This window comes from Endomicrobiales bacterium (genome assembly GCA_023228045.1).
Classification (GTDB): Bacteria; Elusimicrobiota; Endomicrobiia; order Endomicrobiales; family JALOBY01; genus JALOBY01.
In genome coordinates this window covers 27,956-48,459 of sequence record JALOBY010000005.1, presented here as the reverse complement: position 1 = coordinate 48,459, position 20,504 = coordinate 27,956, and the positions used below count along the sequence as shown (strand labels likewise).

The following is a 20,504-nucleotide window of genomic DNA, read 5'->3' as shown; positions in this document are numbered from 1 at the left end:
AACCCTAATAAGCACAGGGTAAGCCCCTTGGTGAGTTTAATGTGTATAGCGTTAAAACAAAATGAAATACAAAGTCTCGCCATAGGCGGGACGTCCGCCTCGCCAAATTTGAAGAACAAATTTGGAGGGCGAGACCTCACCCAAAGGGTGGGCGATATAGGAGAAAAAGATGGTTAAGAAAGCTATGAAGTACATTTACCATTTCGGCAACGGAAAAGCTGATGGTACAGGTAAAATGAAAGATTTGCTCGGCGGCAAAGGTGCCGGCCTTGCGGAAATGTCCACAATCGGAGTTCCAGTTCCAGCCGGTTTTACCGTTACCACAGATGTTTGCCGTTACTATTATGCGAACGGAAGAAAGCTTCCTGTTGAATTTAAAGCTCAGTTTGAAGCGTCTGTTAAAAAACTTGAAATTATGACTGGTAAAAAGTTTGGTTCAAATACATTTCCATTGCTTGTGGCTGTTCGTTCTGGCGCGAAGTTCTCAATGCCCGGAATGATGGACACTATTTTAAACCTTGGTATGAACGATACCACTGTTGAAGCAATGTCTAAGGCAACAAACAACCCTCGTTTCGCATGGGATGCCTACCGTAGATTTATTCAAATGTATGGCAATGTGGTTATGGGCATTGAAAAAAGCGAGTTTGAGCATGTGCTTGAAGCTCAAAAGAAAAATAAAGGTGTTAAGTTAGACACCGATCTTGACACAAAAGACCTGCAAGAAATAGTTATTAACTATAAAGAGCTTTTCAAAAATAAAACCGGAAAAACATTCCCGTCAGATCCAATGGAACAGCTTGCCGGTGCAAGAGACGCGGTTTTTAAATCGTGGATGAATGACCGCGCAATTTATTACCGCAAAATGAATAGAATTGACGATAACCTTGGTACTGCTGTTAATGTTCAATCAATGGTTTTCGGAAATATGGGTGAAGATTCAGCCACAGGCGTTGGTTTTACAAGAAATCCCTCTACCGGCGAAAAAATGTTTTATGGTGAGTTCCTTACAAATGCGCAAGGCGAAGATGTGGTTGCTGGCGTTCGTACACCGCGCCCAATAATAGAGCTTAACAAAGTTCTTCCGCCAGCATACAAACAACTTAGAGAAATTACCTCAAAACTTGAACAACACTATCGCGATGTGCAAGATTTTGAGTTTACAATTGAAAAAGGCAAACTTTATATGCTTCAAACCAGAACAGGTAAACGCACCGCTCAAGCCGCAATAAAGATTGCCGTAGATATGGTTAAAGAAAAGCTCATCACAAAAGAAGAAGCCCTTATGCGCATTGAACCGCAACAAATAGACCAGCTTTTACACCCTATTTTTAACCCAAAAGCGAAACTTGAAGTTATTGCAAAAGGCCTTCCGGCATCACCGGGCGCGGCTGTTGGTAAAGCTGTTTTTGATGCAGACGATGCGGTTATAGAATCAGCAAAAGGCCCCGTTATATTGATTCGCCAGGAAACTTCTCCCGATGATATTGAAGGTATGGAAGTTTCAAAAGGTATTCTTACCGCAAGAGGCGGTATGACTTCTCATGCGGCTGTTGTTGCCCGCGGTATGGGTAAGCCATGTGTTGCAGGTTGTGAAGACATAAAGGTTAGCGAAGCAAAGAAAGAGTTTGAAGTTAACGGCAAGGTTATTAAAGAGGGTGAATGGATTTCGCTTGATGGTGCAACCGGCCGAGTAATTTTGGGCAGAGTTGAAACTATGGAAGCTACCGTTTCAGGCGAGTTTGGCGTATTTATGAAATGGGCTGACGCAGTGAGAAAACTTAAAGTTCGCGCAAATGCCGACATTCCAAGAGATGCCGTTACCGCCAGAGGTTTTGGAGCTGAAGGTATTGGTCTTTGCCGTACAGAACATATGTTTTTTGCCGCCGAGCGTTTACCGTTTATGCAAGAGATGATTCTTGCCGATAACGAAGCTGATCGCAGAAAAGCACTTGCAAAACTCCTGCCATTTCAAAAAGACGACTTTAAAGGGCTATTCAAAGAAATGAAGGGCTACGGAGTTACAATTCGATTCCTTGACCCGCCACTTCACGAGTTCCTTCCTAAAACTATGGAAGATGCGCAGGAGCTTTCGCATAAAATAGGTATTCCAGCCGAAAAAATTATGGATAAAGCTCACGAGTTGCATGAGTTTAACCCAATGCTTGGCCACAGAGGCTGCCGCCTTGGGATAACATATCCAGAAATAAGCGAAATGCAGGCAAGAGCAGTTATATCTGCCGCTTGTGAGCTTGCAAAAGATAAAATTAAAGTTATTCCAGAAATAATGATTCCTCTTGTTGGCAATGTCAACGAGTTTAAGAATCAAAAAGACATTGTTGATGCTGTAGCGCAGGAAACAATGAAAAAGTATGGTGTGAAAATTCAATATATGGTTGGTACAATGATAGAAGTTCCCCGCGGAGCTATAACCGCCGATGAAATTGCGGAAGTTGCGCAATTCTTCTCGTTTGGTACCAACGACCTTACCCAAATGGGTTTTGGTTTCTCTCGCGACGATGCCGGCAAGTTCATAAAAATCTACTTGGACAAAAAAATATTCTCAGATGATCCATTTCAAACTTTAGATCAGGTGGGTATTGGCGGCCTTATGAAAATCGCAATTGAAAAAGGTAAAAAGACCCGCAAAGATATCAAGCTTGGAATTTGTGGCGAACACGGTGGAGATCCGGAATCGGTTAAGTTCTGCCATAGAATTGGGCTTGACTATGTTTCTTGCTCGCCATTTAGAGTTCCTGTTGCCCGCCTTGCCGCGGCTCAGGTCGTAATTGAACAAAAGAAAGGAATCAGCTACACTTCAAAATAATAGTTATTGATAAGTTTTTTGGTAACTTAAAGTTTAATAAGAAAGGTTGAAAAAAGAACGGTTGAATGCTTTTGCATCCAACCGTTCTTTTTTAGTCAAAAAATTCAATGAAGTATTGGAAAGTTAATGCATCTTTTCACATTTAATTGTCATGCCGAAACCTCGCCAAAGGCGGGGATGGATCTTGATATTGATTTAAGATCTCTCCGCGCTTTGCTCGTCGAGATGACAGAATGATAAACCCGTCAGCCCAAGTGGGGGGTCTTGGTTTTACTGTCATTGCGAACCCATCAGGGGTGAAGCAATCTCGTCTTAACTGTTAGATTGCCACGGGCTAAAGCCCTCGCAATGACACCAAGATTGTTTCGTCGCTACTGCTCGTCGATGACAAGAGGGACAGTTGTCATCCTAAGATGACAACTGAAAGAATGAGAAGCAATAGGGTAACAACTGAAAGAATTAGAACCAATGTGTGCGAATCTTTCTTAAAATCCGCTGGTATCTTCTGTTATTGCGGTTACTTTTTCAACTTTTCCGCCTTTTCCAAAAACAGATGCTTTTTGGGTTTTGTTCATATAATAATCTTTTGGCTCAGTTCCTTTTATAAATGCTTCTAAATACGCACCCGGAGTGTTTTCAAATGCAAGTAGCCCGGTAGCAGGGTCAATTAATTTAAATATCACATCTTCGGGTGGTGTAAAGTCAACTTTTGGCTCGTTATTTAAGGCATCACGCATAAAATCGGTCCAGATTGGGCACGATATTCTTCCGCCAGTATTTTTGGAACCAAGTTGTATGCTTCTATCGTCATAACCCACCCACACACCGGCAACTATCTGAGGGGTATAACCAATAAACCATGCGTCTGTAAAGTCGTTGGTGGTTCCTGTTTTGCCAGCGCAGGGCCTGTTGAGCGCTAAAGCGCCCATACCAGTGCCGTGTTGCACAACGCCTTTTAATAAGTTTGTTATTATATAAGCACTTTGCGCATTAAGCACGCTTTCTTCTTTTGGGGAGTGTTCTTCTAAAATCTTACCGTCTTTGTCTTGCACTCTTTCAATTGCGTATGGCTCTGCAAGTATGCCGTTGTTTGCAAAAACTCCAAAAACGCCTGTAAGTTCTATTAATGTTACATCACTTGAGCCAAGAGCAAGTGATAGTGTGTTTGTAAGAGGTGTTGTTATGCCAAGTTTTCTTGCGTATTCAATGGCTCGTTGTGGACCTATTGCCATAAGTAGTTCAATTGAGCAGGCGTTTAGCGAATGTTCTAACGCCGAACGCAAAAGCACTTTTTCGTAATATTTATTTTCATAGTTTTTGGGGTGCCAGTACTTCATTGGGTCTTTTAAGGTTTCTGCACTTTGGCTTTTTGCAAAATCTACATCGCGTGATTGTAGTTTCCAGTCGCGCCCGTCATTTAAAAAAAACATTGGTTTATCGGTTAATATTGATGTTGGGGTGTAACCGTTTTCAATTGCCGCGGTATAAACAATTGGTTTAAAAGATGAGCCCGGTTGCCTATGCGCCTGCATAGTGCGGTTAAACTGTGACTCTCTAAAATCTCTGCCGCCAACCATGGCTACTATGCCACCGGTTTTTGGGTCTAATGCAATTAAACCACTTTGTGCCGGTATCGGTGTTGACTTTGTGGTTTCAAAATCAATTTTTCTTTCAATGTCAAATGCGCTAAGGTGCTCAGAAACAGATTTTTCAGCGGCGTTTTGTGCTTTTAAATCTAATGTTGTGTATATAGATAGCCCGCCCTGATAAAGCATTTTTCCGTATTTAGGTTCAAGTTGTGTGCGTACGAATTCAACAAAGTATGGCGCTACGGCACTTGGTACGCCAACGCTGTGTGAGAGTATTTTTTGTTCATTTGCGGTTTTTTCCTGTTCTGGCGTAATGTATTTAAGTTCACGCATTCTTCTAAGCACTGTTGCGCGCCTGTTCTGAGCATTTATTTCGTTTTTAAAGGGTGAGTACCTATTTGGTGAACGAGGCAACCCGGCAAGCATTGCGCATTCTGCAAGGTTTAACTCACTTATGTGTTTGGCAAAGTATATTCTTGAGGCTGCCTCAATACCGTAAGCGCCCGAGCCAAAATAAATTTGGTTTAAATAGAGTTGTAAAATTTCTTCTTTTGAGTAATATCTTTCAAGCTGAAGGGTAAGAATAACTTCTTTTATTTTTCGGCTAAACTTTTTTTGTGGTGATAGGAATATAGTTTTTGCCAATTGTTGTGTTATTGTTGAGCCGCCTTGGGCCTTGCGCCTTTTAAGCACATTGCTTAATGCCGCTCGCACAATCCCGCTTGGCGAAATACCCCAATGTCTGAAAAAATTATCGTCTTCAATTGCAAGCACGGCATTTTGCAGGTCAACTGGAATGTCTTTTAGTTGTGTAATTGTACGGCGCTCGGTAAATAATTCTGTAATAAGCATGCCGTTTTTATCATAAATTTTTGTTGCTTGAATTGGTGTGTAATCTTCAAGCTTGCTTATTGAAGGTAAACCTAAGTTAATTTTGCCGCTAGTTACTCCCATATAAAAAATAAATAAAGCAGCTGTGATTATGAGTGGAGTGGCAATAAGTGATATGATTGCTGCAGGTTTGCGTTTCATAACGCTATTATATAAAATTTGAAAAGGAAATATATCAATAAAAATACTAAGTCCCGCCTTGGCAGGACGTCCGCCTCGCTCTTATGAGCGGGCGAGACCTCGCCCAAAGGGCGGGCGATATAGGAGCGTAACAAAATGAATGCAAGTGAGATAATGACCTCAAATGTTTTAACAGTTGTTCCAGGCATGGGCATAAAAGAGCTCGCCGCTATTTTTATTGAAAAAGGCATAAGCGGCGCGCCGGTGGTTGATGCGTCCGGTAAATATCTTGGCGTTGTTTTGGAAGAAAGTTTAATTGTACAAGATAAAAAAGTGCATCTGCCGACATTTATCAATGTGATGTTTGGTTATCTTACAATTGGTGAAAAGCGTTTTGAAGACGAGCTTAAAAAAATTGCCGCAATAACAGTTGAGGGCATAATGGACAAAAACCACGCAACCCTTAAACTTAATAGCGAACTTGAAGAGATTGCAACACTTATGATTGAAAAGGGTGTTAACTACTTTCCTGTAATTGATAGTGGTAAAGTAGCTGGGGTTATTACTCGCAGAGATATTGTGCGAACGATGGTAAAATAAATTTTTAGCGGTTATTTTAGTGTTATAATTTTTGTTATGCTTTTTTGCACTCAAGGATACCTGCAAGTTTCACAATAATTTCACAAAGAAAGATTTAAACAATATCATAAACATATTGGACAATAAGAACAATTTAAAAGGATATGCTATGCGTAAATTAAGGATATTTTGGCGAAATCACTGGGTGATGGTGTTAATAATATTTGCTGTTGTTGTGCTTATTATTACATGTATTTGGGGTCTTTTAAGTTTAGAGTCGTTTTACCGCAACCTCACAATTGCAACAATGCCTATAAATATGCTCTTTGCTATAGCTAATGCCGCGATATTTGTATTTTTGTATATGACGGTATTTAGTGGAGGATTTAGCAAATTAAAAAAGAAAAAAATTAAAGGTTCAGATATTAGCGCGTCAAATTCCGCAATAAAGTTTAGCGATATCATAGGCCTTGAAGGCGCAAAAAAAGAGGCAATGGAAGTTGTTTCGTTGCTAAAAGACCGCGCTCGTGTTAAAAAAATTGGTGGTAAAATAATAAAAGGTATTTTGCTGCTTGGCCCCCCTGGGTGCGGCAAAACACTTCTTGCAAAAGCTATAGCCACAGAATCGCGTATACCGTTTATATCTATATCTGGCAGTGAGTTTGTAGAGGTTTTTGTAGGAGTTGGTGCATCAAGGATGCGCAAGCTGTTTAAACAAGCCAGAGAGCACGCTTATGAATCGGGTGCGTGTATAATTTTTATTGACGAATTGGATGTTATTGGCCGCGGTAGAACATTTTCAAACTTTGGTTCAGGGGAAGAAACCAACTCAACTCAAAACCAATTGCTTGTTGAAATGGACGGCCTTGAGGGTTCACAGTTCAATGTGCTTGTAATTGGCGCTACAAACACTCAGGAAAGCACATTAGATAAAGCTTTATTGCGGCCAGGCCGCTTTGACCGCAAGCTTCAAGTAAACCTACCAAATCTAAAAGAGCGCGAAGATATAATAAAATATTACCTAAAAAAAGTTTCTTACGACCAAACCAGTATAAATACACTTCGCATAGCACAAAAAACGGTTTATAAATCTCCGGCTGAAATAGAAAATGCCATCAAAGAAGCGGCACTAATAGCCGCAAGAAAGCAAAAAGATAAAATTGACAAAGACGATATAATTGAGGCGCTTGATAGAATAGACCTTGGCTTAGAAACGCATCTAACTATGACCAAAGAAGAGTTAGAGCAAACCGCCTATCACGAGGCAGGCCATGCGGTTGCACTGTATTATTTGCACCCCACAGATGATGTTTTTAAGGCAAGCATTAAATCGCGTGCTGGTGCGCTTGGCATGGTTTTACATCACCCTATAAATGAAATGCATAGTGCCAACAGAGAAAAACTTCTTGCTGATATTGTTGTAAGCGTTGCCGGTTTTGCGGCAGAAAAAATTAAGTATAACACAACAACCACTGGCGTTTCTGCCGACTTACGCCATGCAAGCACTGTTGCGCACACAATGGTTTGGACACTTGGTATGAGTGATGACCTCGTGGGCGATTTTACAGCAACCCCCGAAGTTTGGCTATCCGAATCGTTCAAGCAGAAACTCAATGAGAAAACCAATCAGATAATAAAAACTTCCCTGGCTCAAGTAGATGAGTTCCTTAGAAAGCGTTGGCAGATAGTTGAAACATTCGCGCAGGAACTTCTTCTAAAAGGTGAGCTTGACTACGAAGCAATGGAACAAATTTTTGCAAAATACAGCCAACAAGAAAATATGAAAAGAAATATTGTACAAGACCTGTTTTCATTGGAAAAAAAGACAGACAGTGATGCTTTAAAGAATGCTCAAAACGACAACAGCGAACCACAGAAAACTGTTGTCGTAAGTAAAGAAACAGCTGACAAAAACCCACAAGATAAAACAGAAAACATTCAAAAGCCTGCAGAGGAAAAACAAACTCAGGAGAAACCACAAGAAAAACAAGTTGAAGAAATAAAACCATGAACAAAAAAATAATATTTTTAATGTTTGTTAGTGTTTTTGCAATTAGCGCTTGCGCTCCAACATACCCTAAAGGCAGTGTTACAACTGCCGTAGAAAAAATGTTGCAAAAGGAAGAAAAACTTGAAAGTAAAGCAACACTTGTGGGCAAAACACTTTATTTAGATATGCAATTGCCAGAGCTTTCAGAGTTTAAAACTGAAATAAAACAACAGTCAATGAAACGCTTGCAAGCCGCAATTTTGGCGACAATGCGTGTTGCGTTAAGTAGTGACGAAAAAATAAACTTTATAGTTATAAATGCCGTAGTACCAAAGCTAAATATTGGTATAAAAGTTGTGCAGATGGTAAATGATATTAAATGGTATATTTATCAGCGTATATCAAAGGCAAACTACGAAGATAGAATGATATTTGAAATAGCTCCATTAGATAAAATTAACCCTGATATAAAAACCGACCTTAACGAACAAGAATACTTGGCTTCAATGATAGTGTCGCAGGTCAATATGATGACGCGAGTAAACCCATTTATCGGTTCCGCCCTAAACAACGCAAAGCTACGACTTGAAAGTGTAAAAGCAAATTCCATTACACTTAGTGTTTCCGACGAAATTAACCCGGAGATTTTTGCTTTTTGGCAAAAAGCCATAAAGGAAAAAATAAATAAAGTTCTTGAGTTTTATGATAATTGGCGGCCAGAGAGCATAACTTTGTATGACAGAAACGGCAAAAGTTTTGAGATAAAACTTGACGGTGCAGAATTAAAAGTAGTGCAAAAAAAGTTAAATACCTAGTATTTTGTCATTCCCGCATGTCTTTAGCGGGAATTTATACCAAGTATTAACGAAGCAACCATAGGCCTTGCAATAAGTGTTAGGAGCGGGCGATATAAATGTTCTCTTACAACTTAGGAAAGGGTTCAGTGAGCAGAGTGAGCGACGACGAAACGGGAAAACCTAAGGTTTTCCCTTGTGGAGCATTCTGGCGAGCGGACTCCCACCCGAGCCAGAACAATCCCGCAAGATGCGGGATAAGTCCCGCCAATGGCGGGATGTCCGCCACGCTCTTATGAGCGGGCGAGACCTCGCCCAAAGGGCGGGCGACATAGGGAGGAAAAATGCCAATAATTCATATTCCAAAATTTAGTCTGACAGTTTATGCTGTAAAACTTTTCTTGCTGTTTTTTTTAATTTTTATTATTTTACAGATTATAATGTATATTGTATCAAAAGCAATTTTGCCATATCAAATCTTTGTTGAAGCAGGCGGCTGGGTTTTTAAAACAACGATGCTTATTTTTATAGAAACGGTAATAACTTCGTTTATATCTGCTGGGCTTTGCCTTATATTTGTGCACAGAACAATCGGGTCAATACCACGCTTAACTAATCAGCTTGCAGAAATGGAAAAAACGGGCAAAATTACACAACTTCGTATTCGTGACGACGATAAATTGAGTGAGTTTGTAAGTGTAATAAATAGGATAATTGAAAAGAATAGTAAATAATTTAGAAGCGATAAAAGTAAAGGCGCCGCGCACAAAAATGCGTGGTTTTTTTGTTATTAATAAAGTATTTGGCAAAGGGTGGTACTTATTGCAAGAATATGGCATTTAGCTATTGACAACAGATGGTGTTTGATGTATAATCTTAGCAACAAAAGAAAGAATAAGTTACAAGGTGATAAAATATGGAAACAAAAAACGAAATCAAAGAAGTAATGGATATAAAAGAACTTGCAATTTATTTAGGAATTGGAAAATCAAAAATATATAGTTTAATAAGAACAAAAAAAGTACCTGCATCAAAAATAGGCAGGCAGTATAGGTTCTCAAAATCTGTTGTTGATGCTTGGCTTAAAGAAAAAATAATTACAACCAAACAGGAGCCGACGCTTCTTTAAGTGGTGGTAATTAGTATATTTGCAATAAATAAAAGAAAGGGGGGGTGAGAAACATGGCAGAAAAAGTAAAAAAAGTAGGTATTAAAAGAAAAGAAGGTTATCTTTACTACATCGATAAGGCTGGCGATATTTCTTGCGTAAAGATGGCTCGTGGCGGTAAAAAGGGCGGCAAAGCCGAGAAAGTTGAAAAAGTTGGTGTAAAAAAAGAAGATGGTTTTCTCTATTTCATCGACAAAGCCGGCGATGTGGCTCGCGCAAAGATGGTGCGCCGCGGTAAAAGCAAAGCAAAACCCAAAGCAAAAGCGAAAAAGAGATAATTGTTTAACTTTTTTGAGGGACCGGTGTTACCGGGTTTCACCTCACCAAATAAAATAGAAGAGCTCCGCGAGGGGCTCTTTTATTTTATTTGGTAGTTTGATAAAATCCATGGGAGTTGCAAAAATATTTTCTTGTTTATCAATCAATATGAGAGCATGGGCAAAGTTTAAGAAATCAATTGCAGACAACAATCTAATTACCCAAAATTCAGCGGTGCTTGTTGCTGTTTCAGGTGGGCCGGACTCTGTTTGTCTTTTGCATATGCTTTGGCGGTTAAAAAAAACATTACCTTTTAAGCTTTTCGTTGCAACTTTCGACCACGCTTTAAGGAAAAACTCCGCAGGCGAAGCAGCATTTGTGCAAAAACTCTGCTCGAAACTTAAAGTAAAATGTATGTCGGAAAAGTTGGAAGTTTTAAAATACTCAAAGAGGCACAAGCTTTCACTTGAAACCGCTGGGAGGCAAATGCGATATAACGCGCTTGAAAAGTATGCGAAACTTTTTAAATGCGATAAAATTGCAACGGCTCATAATGCCAATGACAATGCCGAAACATTGCTGATGTGGCTAATTCGTGGTACTGGTTTAGACGGCCTTGCCGGCATTCCAATTCGTCGAACTTTTTCTAATATGGGATTAATTCGCCCATTGCTTAGCATAGAGCGCAACGAAATATTGTCATACCTTAAAAATCAAAAGTTAAAATACCGTATTGACCCAAGTAACAAAAGCATAGAATTTACAAGAAATAAAATTAGAAAAGCTATTATCCCTGTGTTTGAAAGCATTAACCCACTTTTTGTTGAACACGCGTTTAAACTTTCAAGAATAGTTGAAGCGCAAAACATCGTGTTAAACTCAATGGCACAAAGCGCTAAAAAGCGGTGCTTAAAAGTTTCCAAAAATGGTCGTATTTTTCTTGATTTGAGAAGGTTTTTAGAGTATAATAAATTACTTAAACTTCACATAATCAAAGATTTGTTAAGTTATGGGCGAACTTCAAATAATATTGAAAGAACTTACCGTTGGTTTTGTTCTTGCGAAAATGGCACATTGGTTTTAAATAAATCAACGCAAATTATAAAAAAAGCCAATCAAGCAGTATTTGTGTTTAAGAAGAATGAAAAAATATAGAAAACATTTGTTGTTCTCGTCTAAAAAGATAAAAAACAGGGTTTGCTCGCTTGGTTGTGAGTTATCTAAGGTATATAAGGGTAAAAACCCACTTGTTATTTCTGTTTTAAAGGGTAGTGTAGTTTTTCTATCTGACTTAATAAGAAGTTTCGACTTTGATTTTGAATTGGATTTTGTGCATGCGCAATCATATAGCGCTATGCGTTGTGGTAAATTAAAGGTTGCGGGCTCAATATCCTGCGTTGTTAAAAATCGCAGCGTGCTTATTATTGAAGATATAATTGATAGCGGCCGCACACTGGAAGCAATAATTTTGTCTCTAAAAAAACAGGGCGCAAAAGATGTAAAAAATTGTGTTTTGCTTGATAAACCAAGTGTTAGAAAAACACAAGTTATTCCAAATTACATAGGTTTTACGGTGCCAAATTATTTTGTTGTCGGTTATGGGCTTGATTATAATGGTAAATTTAGAGGGCTACCATCAATATATTATTTAGATAGGCAGATAAGGAAGGTAAAAAAGTAATGAAAAATAAAAACGCATGGCTTTCAATTTTGTTATGGCTCGGTCTTTTCTTGATTCTTCTACAGTTTATGACTTTTTCCGGGCGCGCAAAGAAAGAGCAAGAGCTGTCTTACTCCGATTTCAAAAAATTTGTAGCCGAGAAAAGAATTGAAAATGTAACAGTTGCTGATGAGATTATTAAGGGTCAACTTAAAGGAGCCGATGGTAAAATTGTTGGTTTTAAAACCGTTCCAATGAACGACCCTGAACTTATAAAAGACCTGCAGGCAAACAATGTGGCAAACTTTTCTGGTCGAAAAGAAACCGGCTGGCTAATGCCTCTGTTAATGAACTGGGGCCCTGTGCTTATACTTATAGTATTTTGGTTATGGATGTTAAAAGGCATGCAAAATGGCGGTAAACAGATGATGTCTTTTGGCAGAAGTAAAGCGAAACTTCAAAACGCGAATAAAAAAATAAAAATAACATTTGACGATGTTGCTGGCTGCGATGAGTCAAAAGAAGAACTGCAAGAAATAATTGAATTTTTAAAAGACCCTGCGAAATTTCAGCGCCTTGGCGGTAAAATACCAAAAGGTGTTTTGCTCTATGGTGCGCCAGGCACAGGTAAAACATTACTTGCAAAGGCTGTGGCTGGTGAAGCGGGAGTGCCATTTTTTTCATCAAGTGGCTCTGAGTTTGTTGAAATGTTTGTAGGCGTTGGCGCAAGCCGTGTGCGTGACCTATTTGATCAGGGGCGCCGCAGTGCGCCGTGTTTGCTTTTTATCGATGAAATAGACGCTGTCGGCAGGCGTCGTTTTGCCGGCATTGGCGGCGGGCATGATGAGCGGGAACAAACATTAAACCAGTTGCTTGTGGAAATGGACGGGTTTGATACAAAAGAAGGCGTAATATTAATTGCCGCCACAAACAGGCCAGATGTTTTAGACCCTGCGCTTATGCGCCCAGGCCGTTTTGACAGGCAAATTTCTGTTCCAAGCCCCGACTTAAAAGGTAGGGAGCAAATTTTAAAAGTGCATTCAAAAAATGTAAAACTTTCCGCGTCTGTTGACCTTGGCATAATTGCCCGTAGAACGCCCGGCTTTGTTGGTGCCGACTTAGCAAATTTAATAAACGAGGCGGCGTTGCTTGCATCGCGTAACAATAAACAAGCTGTTGAAATGGAAGAGCTAGAAGAGGCAATAGACAGAGTTCTTGCCGGCCCAGAAAAGAAATCAAGAATGATTGCCGATAAAGAAAAGAAAATAATAGCTTATCACGAATCTGGACATGCCTTGGTGGCAAAGTTTATGCCAAACTCAGACCCAGTGCACAAAGTTTCAATAATTTCAAGAGGCCCTGCTTTAGGTTATACTCTTCAGTTACCAACCGAAGACAAATATTTAGTTACAAAACAAGAGTTACTTTCAAAGCTTGCGGTTCTTATGGGTGGCAGGGCGGCAGAAGAGATAATTTTTGGTGATATTACAACAGGTGCTCAAAATGACCTCGTAAAAGCATCTTCCATTGCACAGCGAATGGTTACAGAATTTGGTATGAGTGAAAAACTTGGCCCAGTTGCTATAGGCAGACCTGAGAGCGAAGTATTTATGGGTATGGACATAAATCAAGAAAAGCGACACTCCGAAAAAACATTGGATACAATTGACTCCGAAGTCAAAAGAATTATTGACGAGGCAAAAACAATAGCCACCAGTTTGTTAAAAGAAAATATGGGCAAGTTGGTGCTTTTGGCAGATGCTCTTATAGAAAGGGAAGTGTTAGACGCTCAGGAAGTTGAAAAAATACTCGGTAATGGTATTGAGCCAGTGTTAGTAGATGAGTCAAAGCCAGCTAAAGAAAACGTGCAGGAAATTCTTGTTAAAAAGACGCAGGTTCAAGGGGAGTTAATTTAATGGATATGCTAAAGGCGCAAAAGGCAGTAAAACTTTTGCTTGAGTCATTTGGTGAAGATATAGGCAGAGAAGGCCTTAAAGATACACCAAAGCGTGTTGCACGGTTTTACGAAGAGGCACTCGTCGGTGCGAAAGCAAGCCCAAAAGATGTTCTTACAGTTTATTATGAAAAAGAAAATCACGAAGAAATAGTTCTTGTTAAAGATATTCCATTTTACTCTCTTTGTGAACACCACCTTTTACCATTTTTTGGCAAGGCACATGTGGCTTATATTCCCAAAAAAGATCGGCTATTGGGGCTTTCAAAACTTGCCCGCCTTGTAGACCTTTACTCAAAACGCCTTCAGTTGCAGGAAAGAATTACAAAGCAAATTGCCGATACTATAATGGAAGTTGCAAAGCCATATGGTGCGATGGTTATTTTGGAAGCCGAACATTTGTGTATGACTATGCGTGGCGTTAAAAAGCCAGGCGCGAAAATGGTAACATCGGCAATGCGCGGCATATTTTTAAAAGATGCCCGTACCCGTTCAGAGGCACTTGCACTAATAAAATAAAGAACTTAATAGCTCTAAACAATTCAAAATTATGCAAACTACAATTGTGTCAATAAACAACTTGCAAGATGCCAAAAACTGGATTGCAAAAACAGGTGCAGACCCGTATGCGCTTAGCATAATGGCGCAAAAGAGCATTTTTAAAACTGTATATGTTCAGGACATAGATAACCGTGCGGCCAATATCTTAAAACAAGAAATGCTCTCGGTAGGTGCTGAGGCATCAATAAATGCAAATATTTCTCGTTTTAAACGAGGCACTTCAAATGTTCTTTTAATGGGTACAATTAAGCATTTTGAAATTATTTATTTAAAGTTGGTAAAAGAGCCGTTTGGTTTAAAAGAACTTGCCGAAAATATAAAAAGCGCCATTTCTAATTCTCAATTAAATAGCTTTGAACTCAGTTTGCCTGATTCAAAATTAAAACTTTCAAAAACATTGGTTATGGGTGTGCTAAATGTAACACCCGATTCGTTTTCTGGCCAAAACTCTATGCTTAAAGTTGATGATGCGGTTGTTTTTGGCATTAAGCTTGCCAAAGATGGCGCAGACATTATTGATATAGGCGGAGAATCTAGCAGACCGGGTGCAAAGCCCGTTTCTTTAAAAGAGGAGTTAAGCAGGGTTATTACGGTAATTGAAAAATTAGCAAAAAAAGTAAAAGTTCCCATATCAATTGATACATACAAACCGGAAGTCGCAAGCGCGGCTTTAAGTGCTGGCGCAAGCATAATAAACGATATAACCGCTTTGCGCCATAAAAAAGGTGCTATGGCAAAAGTTGCATCGGCTAAAGGTGCTCCTGTAGTTTTAATGCATATGCAGGGCACACCAGCTACAATGCAAAAACAAACAAAGTATAGCGATGTGATTATAGATATTTGTGCTTTTTTTAAAGAACGAATAGTTTTTTGCCAGGAAAATGGAATAAGTAAAAACAAAATTATATTAGACCCTGGTTTTGGTTTTGGCAAAACAATTGCACAAAACATTGAAATACTTAACAACTTAAATATATTTAATAGTTTTGGTTTGCCTGTGCTTGCCGGAACTTCAAACAAGAGTTTTATTGGCGCAATTACCGGTGTAAAAGAACCGCAAAAAAGAGTTGTTGGCTCTATCGCATCGTTTGTAATTGCTGTTATAAATGGTGCAAAAATTATAAGAGCACATAATATTTTAGAGGCCAAAGAGGCAATAAAACTTGTCGATGCAGTAAGATGTGCGGAAAATAAGGAAATTTAATGCACTTATTTTTGAATTTATGGTCTAATTTTTTTGTGCATGTAATTGACATATTGTTAATTGCCTATATACTTTACCGTCTTTTATTGCTTATAAAGGGCACTATGGCCGTGCAGATGATACTTGGCATTTTAACAATAATCATTGTTACGGTTATCGCGCAGGTTGTGCTTGATTTAAAAACACTCAGCTGGTTGCTTGAAAAGTTTTGGATTGCCGCGGTTGTTGTGGTTGTTGTAGTTTTTCAGCCAGAAATTCGCTCTGCGCTTGCCCACCTTGGAAGTCATAGGTGGGGAAGAGTTTTTTTACCTTCGGGGAATTTTATTGACGAAGTTATCGATGCTGTAATTACCGCTTCAGAACAAAAAATAGGAATGCTTATAGTTTTTGAAAAAGAGCTTGGTTTAAGGAACTTTGCCGATACGGGAACACATTTAAATGCCGATGTCAGCAAAGAATTAATTCTTTCTATATTTAATACCCGTTCGCCTTTGCACGATGGGGCGCTAATTTTAGTAAACGGAAGGGTAATGGCCGCGGCGTGTTTACTGCCTTTAAGTGAAGACCACTACATTGCTAAAACATATGGAACGCGCCACCGTGCCGCAATTGGCATTACAGAAAGTACCGATGCAATAGTAATAGTTGTTTCAGAAGAGACAGGTAAAATATCAATAGTTAACGACGCTAAAATGGTACAAACTGACTGCGAAGAGTTAAAAGTGCGTTTTCTTGAGTTATATATTAAAACACCCTCGGCCATTTAAAAAATGTGTAAAAGCAGGAATCTATTATGAAGCGCAATTACTTAAAAATTATAACAACAAATTGGCAGTTGAAACTGCTTTCATTTTTGCTTTCTCTTTTGTTGTGGTGTTATGTGCATTTTTTTGTGAAATAGTTTAATATCACTTTGGAAGGTGTAAATGCCGCAGGAAAAAAAACTTTTTGGCACAGATGGCATAAGAGGTCGTGCGCTTAAGTATCCGCTTGATAATAAAACTGTGCAAAAAATTGGCCTTGCCGCGGGCGTAGTTCTGGGCTCTTACAGAAACAGCAAATTTATTGTAGGTATAGATACAAGGAAATCATGTCCTGGAATTGCATCAGTACTTTCGAAGGCACTTTGTGCTTATGGCGCTCAAGTTTGGAATGTCGGCGTAGTGCCGACCCCGGCGGTGGCATTTTTAGTTAAAAAAAATAAGGCGAGTGCGGGTGTTGTAATATCTGCATCGCACAACCTGTACAAAGATAACGGCATAAAATTTTTTGGGCCGGACGGTAAAAAACTTTCTGATGAGAAAGAAGCACAAATAGAGCGGTTGGTATTTAACAACACAATGCCAATTAACAAAAAATTACAATGTCGGGTTGTTAATAAAGAAAATATTGTCGCGCAATATATTGAGTTTATTTTAAAAACAGCCGGGAAAAAAATTAAGACAACAGGTAAACTAATAGTCATTGACTGTGCCAATGGGGCGGCTTCAAAAATTGCTCCTGTAATTTTTAGAAAACTTGGCTTTAAAGTTGTAGCAATTAATGCTAGTCCAAACGGTGTAAATATAAACAAAAATTGCGGGGCACTGCACCCTCAAAATTTGGTTAAGGAAGTATTAAGGCGTAATGCCTATTGCGGTTTTGCTTTTGACGGCGACAGTGACCGTGTAATTGCCGTAGATGAAAAGGGTATAGTGCGCGATGGCGACTACATAATTGCAATTTTAGCTAAAAGCTTAAAGCAAATAGGGGAGCTTGCAAATAACACAGTTGTGGCAACTGTTATGGCAAACCTTGGGTTTTTTAAGACAATGCAAAAAGCAGGTATAAAAGTGCTTAGTGCGAAAGTTGGAGACAGGTATGTGCGCGAGGCAATGGACTCTTCCGGTGCAGTGCTTGGCGGTGAGCAATCAGGCCATTTTATTTTAAGCAAATATCTTCCAACAGGTGACGGCATTTTAAGTGCTTTGCAGGTGCTTGTTGCGCTTAGCGTATCTTCCAAAACATTCTCAGAGTTTTGTTCAATAGTAAAAAAATATCCTCAGGTATTATTAAATGTATCAGTTACCAGTAGAGTTCCTTTAGAGAAACTTGCAAACACTTCATTAGCAATAGAATATGCCAGTATGCAGTTAAAAGGCGATGGGCGCGTGTTTGTGCGCTATTCGGGCACCGAAAACCTTTTACGCGTAATGATAGAAGGAAAAGAAAAAGAAGCAATAAATAAACTCGCGAAAAACATAGCTCAAATAGCACAAAAAGAAATTGCAAATTATAAAAGTTAAAACTATCGCTAATTCTAAAAAAACTATGGTAAAACTTGGCGTAAATATTGATCACATAGCAACACTGCGGCAGGCGCGGTTAGAAGGTTTTCCAAGCCCATTGCTTGCGGCACTTGAGTGCGAAAAAGCTGGCGCGAACGGTATTACGGTACACTTGCGTGAAGACCGCAGACACATTCAAGATGCCGATGTTTTTGAGTTAAGAAAAAAAATCAAAACAAAACTAAACCTTGAAATGGCAGTTTGCAACGAAATAATTTCCATTGCCATAAAAGTTAAACCCGATTTTGTTTGTTTAGTTCCAGAGAAAAGGAGTGAGCTTACTACGGAAGGCGGGTTAGATGTTATTGCCGCCAAAAATAAAATTACCAAGGCAATAAGCGTACTTAAAAAAGCAAATATAAAAGTCAGTTTGTTTATTAACCCTGATGTTAGTCAGGTAATGGCCGCATCAAAAGTTGGCGCGGATTGTGTTGAACTTCATACAGGTAAATATGCCCAGTGTTTTGCCAAGTCATCAGGCAAAAAAGAATTCAAACGAATAGAGTTAGCGGCATCATTGGCCCTTAAATTAGGCATGTTAGTTAATGCTGGGCATGGTTTAGATTATAAAAATGTTTCGCAAGTTGTTTCAATAAATGGCATAAATGAATTAAACATAGGTTTTTCTATAATTGCCCGTTCTGTTTTTGTTGGTTTGCCAAAAGCTGTAAAAGAAATGAAAAAGCTTATGCAGGTTTTATAATAAATTTGTTCGTTGCGGTTTTGCAAATTGTATTTTGGGAGCGTTATTATGTGTGGCATAGTCGGCTATATCGGACCAAAATTAGCAGCAGATGTAATTCTTGAGGGGCTTAGGCGCCTTGAGTATCGCGGTTACGATTCAGCAGGCATTGCGGTTATCTCTAATGGAAAAATTGAGCTTAGACGAAGCGTTGGAAAACTTGTAAATCTTCAGGCAAACCTGACTAAAAATCAGTTAATTGGCAACATAGGCATTGGACATACCCGATGGGCAACACACGGCAAACCATCTGAAGAAAATGCCCACCCTCACACCGACTGTTCCGGCAATATAGTGGTTGTGCATAATGGCATTATTGAAAACTATTTAGAGCTTAAAAAAGAGCTTGTGGCGAAAGGCCACAAATTTAAGTCAGAAACCGATACTGAAGTAATAGCACACATTGTTGAGAAAAATTTCTCAGGTAATTTGCTTGAGGCCGTAAAAAAGACCGTATTAGAAATAAAAGGCGCTTTTGCAATTGGTGTTATATACGCTCACGACCCGCAACGCATAATTGCCGCGCGCAAAGATGCCCCGCTTATTGTTGGTTTAGGAGATGGGGAAAACTTTCTTGCGTCAGATATTCCTGCAATTCTTCCTTACACAAGAAAAATGATTTTGCTTGAAGAGGGTGATATAGTTGAGTTAAAAAGCTCAGGTGTAAAAATATTTAATTTCTCAGGTAAAGAAGTTACGCGCAAGCCGCAAAACATTCTTTGGGACCCTGTCCAGGCGGAAAAAGGCGGTTTTAAGCACTTTATGCTTAAAGAAATTTTTGAACAGCCGGAAACAATACAAGACACAATTCGCGGCAGAATATACCCGGAAGAAAATAGAATATATTTAGAAGAAGTTAAACTTTCCGATGACTTTTTAAAAAAACTCTCAAAGGTAAATATAATTGCTTGCGGCACTTCTTATCACGCGGGGCTTGTTGGCAAGTTTCTTTTTGAAAATCTTGCCGGCATTGCCACAGAGGTTGATATTGCTTCTGAGTTTCGCTACCGCTCACCATTACTTTCAAAAGATATGCTTACCATAGTTATCTCTCAAAGCGGTGAAACCGCTGACACCCTTGCGGCATTGCGACTGGCAAAGCAAAGCGGCTGCCCAACACTTGCTATATGCAACGCGGTTGGTTCAACTGCAAGCAGAGAGGCGGACAATGTTTTATACACTCATTGCGGCCCTGAAATTGGTGTTGCTTCAACTAAGGCGTTTACTGGTCAGCTTACAAGCATTTATTTATTAGCACTTGACTGGGCACTAAGAAGAAAAACCATCTCGGCAGAACGCTTTAAAGTTTTAATTAGTGAGCTTTGGAATGTTTCTGTGCGTGTTAAAGAAGTACTAAATAATGCCAGATTGATTGAAAAACTTGCAAAAATATACTCCGACAAAAGAGATTTTCTTTATTTAGGGAGAAACATTAACTACCCCATAGCTCTTGAAGGTGCCCTGAAACTTAAAGAAATATCTTACATACACGCAGAGGGCTACCCGGCCGGGGAAATGAAGCATGGACCGATAGCTTTGATAGATGAAAATATGCCGGTAATGGTAATAGCCACAAAGAGCGCGGTTTATGAAAAAATATTAAGCAATATTGAAGAAGTAAAAGCCAGAGGTGGAAAGGTAATTGCAATAGCAACTTGCGGCGATGAACAAATAAAAGTAAAAAGCGACCACCAAATATTTTTGCCTGATATGGATGAGTTATTTTATCCGTTTTTTACTGTAATCCCTATGCAGTTATTTGCTTATTATGTTTCTGTTCACCTTGGCTGCGATGTTGACCAGCCAAGAAACCTGGCAAAGTCGGTAACGGTAGAATAAA

17 protein-coding genes are annotated in these 20,504 nt (G+C 39.2%); 16 read left to right on the top strand and 1 reads right to left on the bottom strand.

Going from position 1 to position 20,504, the window contains the following annotated elements:
• The first annotated feature begins 169 nt into the window (after positions 1–169).
• Positions 170–2,827 (top strand): pyruvate, phosphate dikinase, encoded by a 2,658-nt coding sequence (gene ppdK, locus M0Q46_02090; protein MCK9582402.1) that lies wholly within the window; start codon positions 170–172, stop codon positions 2,825–2,827.
• A gap of 485 nt (positions 2,828–3,312) precedes the next feature.
• Here the strand turns inward: ppdK and M0Q46_02085 are convergent, their stop codons facing one another.
• Positions 3,313–5,448 carry a PBP1A family penicillin-binding protein gene (locus M0Q46_02085; GenBank protein MCK9582401.1) on the bottom strand — a complete coding sequence of 712 codons (2,136 nt, stop codon included), beginning with the start codon at positions 5,446–5,448 and terminating at the stop codon, positions 3,313–3,315.
• Positions 5,449–5,583: 135 nt separating this feature from the next.
• Here M0Q46_02085 and M0Q46_02080 point away from each other — a divergent pair, with 135 nt between their 5' ends.
• The 15 genes from M0Q46_02080 (at position 5,584) to glmS (ending at position 20,503) form a co-directional block, all read left to right on the top strand.
• Positions 5,584–6,027 (top strand): CBS domain-containing protein, encoded by a 444-nt coding sequence (locus M0Q46_02080; protein ID MCK9582400.1) that lies wholly within the window; start codon positions 5,584–5,586, stop codon positions 6,025–6,027.
• Positions 6,028–6,175: 148 nt separating this feature from the next.
• Positions 6,176–8,017, top strand: a complete 1,842-nt coding sequence (locus M0Q46_02075; protein MCK9582399.1) for an AAA family ATPase — start codon at positions 6,176–6,178, stop codon at positions 8,015–8,017.
• Positions 8,014–8,811 (top strand): hypothetical protein, encoded by a 798-nt coding sequence (locus M0Q46_02070; protein MCK9582398.1) that lies wholly within the window; start codon positions 8,014–8,016, stop codon positions 8,809–8,811. Before M0Q46_02075 ends, M0Q46_02070 begins: the two co-directional genes overlap by 4 nt.
• Before the next feature lie 323 nt (positions 8,812–9,134).
• The gene (locus M0Q46_02065; protein ID MCK9582397.1) at positions 9,135–9,524 is read left to right on the top strand and encodes a hypothetical protein; all 390 of its coding nucleotides are present in this window, start codon (positions 9,135–9,137) and stop codon (positions 9,522–9,524) included.
• A gap of 182 nt (positions 9,525–9,706) precedes the next feature.
• Positions 9,707–9,919, top strand: coding sequence for a helix-turn-helix domain-containing protein (locus M0Q46_02060; protein ID MCK9582396.1), 213 nt, complete (start codon positions 9,707–9,709; stop codon positions 9,917–9,919).
• A 53-nt stretch (positions 9,920–9,972) separates the two neighbouring features.
• Complete coding sequence (locus tag M0Q46_02055; GenBank protein ID MCK9582395.1) at positions 9,973–10,236, top strand: hypothetical protein; 264 nt, start codon at positions 9,973–9,975, stop codon at positions 10,234–10,236.
• Positions 10,237–10,384: 148 nt separating this feature from the next.
• Positions 10,385–11,371, top strand: a complete 987-nt coding sequence (gene tilS, locus M0Q46_02050) for a tRNA lysidine(34) synthetase TilS (GenBank protein ID MCK9582394.1) — start codon at positions 10,385–10,387, stop codon at positions 11,369–11,371.
• A complete protein-coding gene (hpt, locus tag M0Q46_02045) occupies positions 11,358–11,897 on the top strand; it encodes a hypoxanthine phosphoribosyltransferase (protein MCK9582393.1) in 540 nt (179 codons plus the stop codon). Before tilS ends, hpt begins: the two co-directional genes overlap by 14 nt.
• Entirely contained in the window at positions 11,897–13,792 is a 1,896-nt protein-coding gene (gene ftsH / locus M0Q46_02040; protein MCK9582392.1) for an ATP-dependent zinc metalloprotease FtsH, read from the top strand. The genes hpt and ftsH overlap by 1 nt, the downstream gene beginning before the upstream one ends.
• Positions 13,792–14,349 (top strand): GTP cyclohydrolase I FolE, encoded by a 558-nt coding sequence (gene folE, locus M0Q46_02035; GenBank protein MCK9582391.1) that lies wholly within the window; start codon positions 13,792–13,794, stop codon positions 14,347–14,349. Before ftsH ends, folE begins: the two co-directional genes overlap by 1 nt.
• Positions 14,350–14,380: 31 nt before the next feature.
• Positions 14,381–15,595, top strand: coding sequence for a dihydropteroate synthase (gene folP, locus M0Q46_02030; protein ID MCK9582390.1), 1,215 nt, complete (start codon positions 14,381–14,383; stop codon positions 15,593–15,595).
• Entirely contained in the window at positions 15,595–16,362 is a 768-nt protein-coding gene (cdaA, locus tag M0Q46_02025) for a diadenylate cyclase CdaA (protein MCK9582389.1), read from the top strand. The genes folP and cdaA overlap by 1 nt, the downstream gene beginning before the upstream one ends.
• Positions 16,363–16,521: 159 nt before the next feature.
• Positions 16,522–17,880: a phosphoglucosamine mutase gene (gene glmM, locus M0Q46_02020; GenBank protein ID MCK9582388.1), complete on the top strand. Its 1,359-nt coding sequence runs from the start codon at positions 16,522–16,524 to the stop codon at positions 17,878–17,880.
• A complete protein-coding gene (locus M0Q46_02015; GenBank protein ID MCK9582387.1) occupies positions 17,861–18,625 on the top strand; it encodes a pyridoxine 5'-phosphate synthase in 765 nt (254 codons plus the stop codon). The genes glmM and M0Q46_02015 overlap by 20 nt, the downstream gene beginning before the upstream one ends.
• A gap of 48 nt (positions 18,626–18,673) precedes the next feature.
• On the top strand, positions 18,674–20,503 hold the full coding sequence (gene glmS, locus M0Q46_02010; protein ID MCK9582386.1) for a glutamine--fructose-6-phosphate transaminase (isomerizing): 1,830 nt from the start codon (positions 18,674–18,676) through the stop codon (positions 20,501–20,503).
• Position 20,504 lies beyond the last annotated feature (1 nt).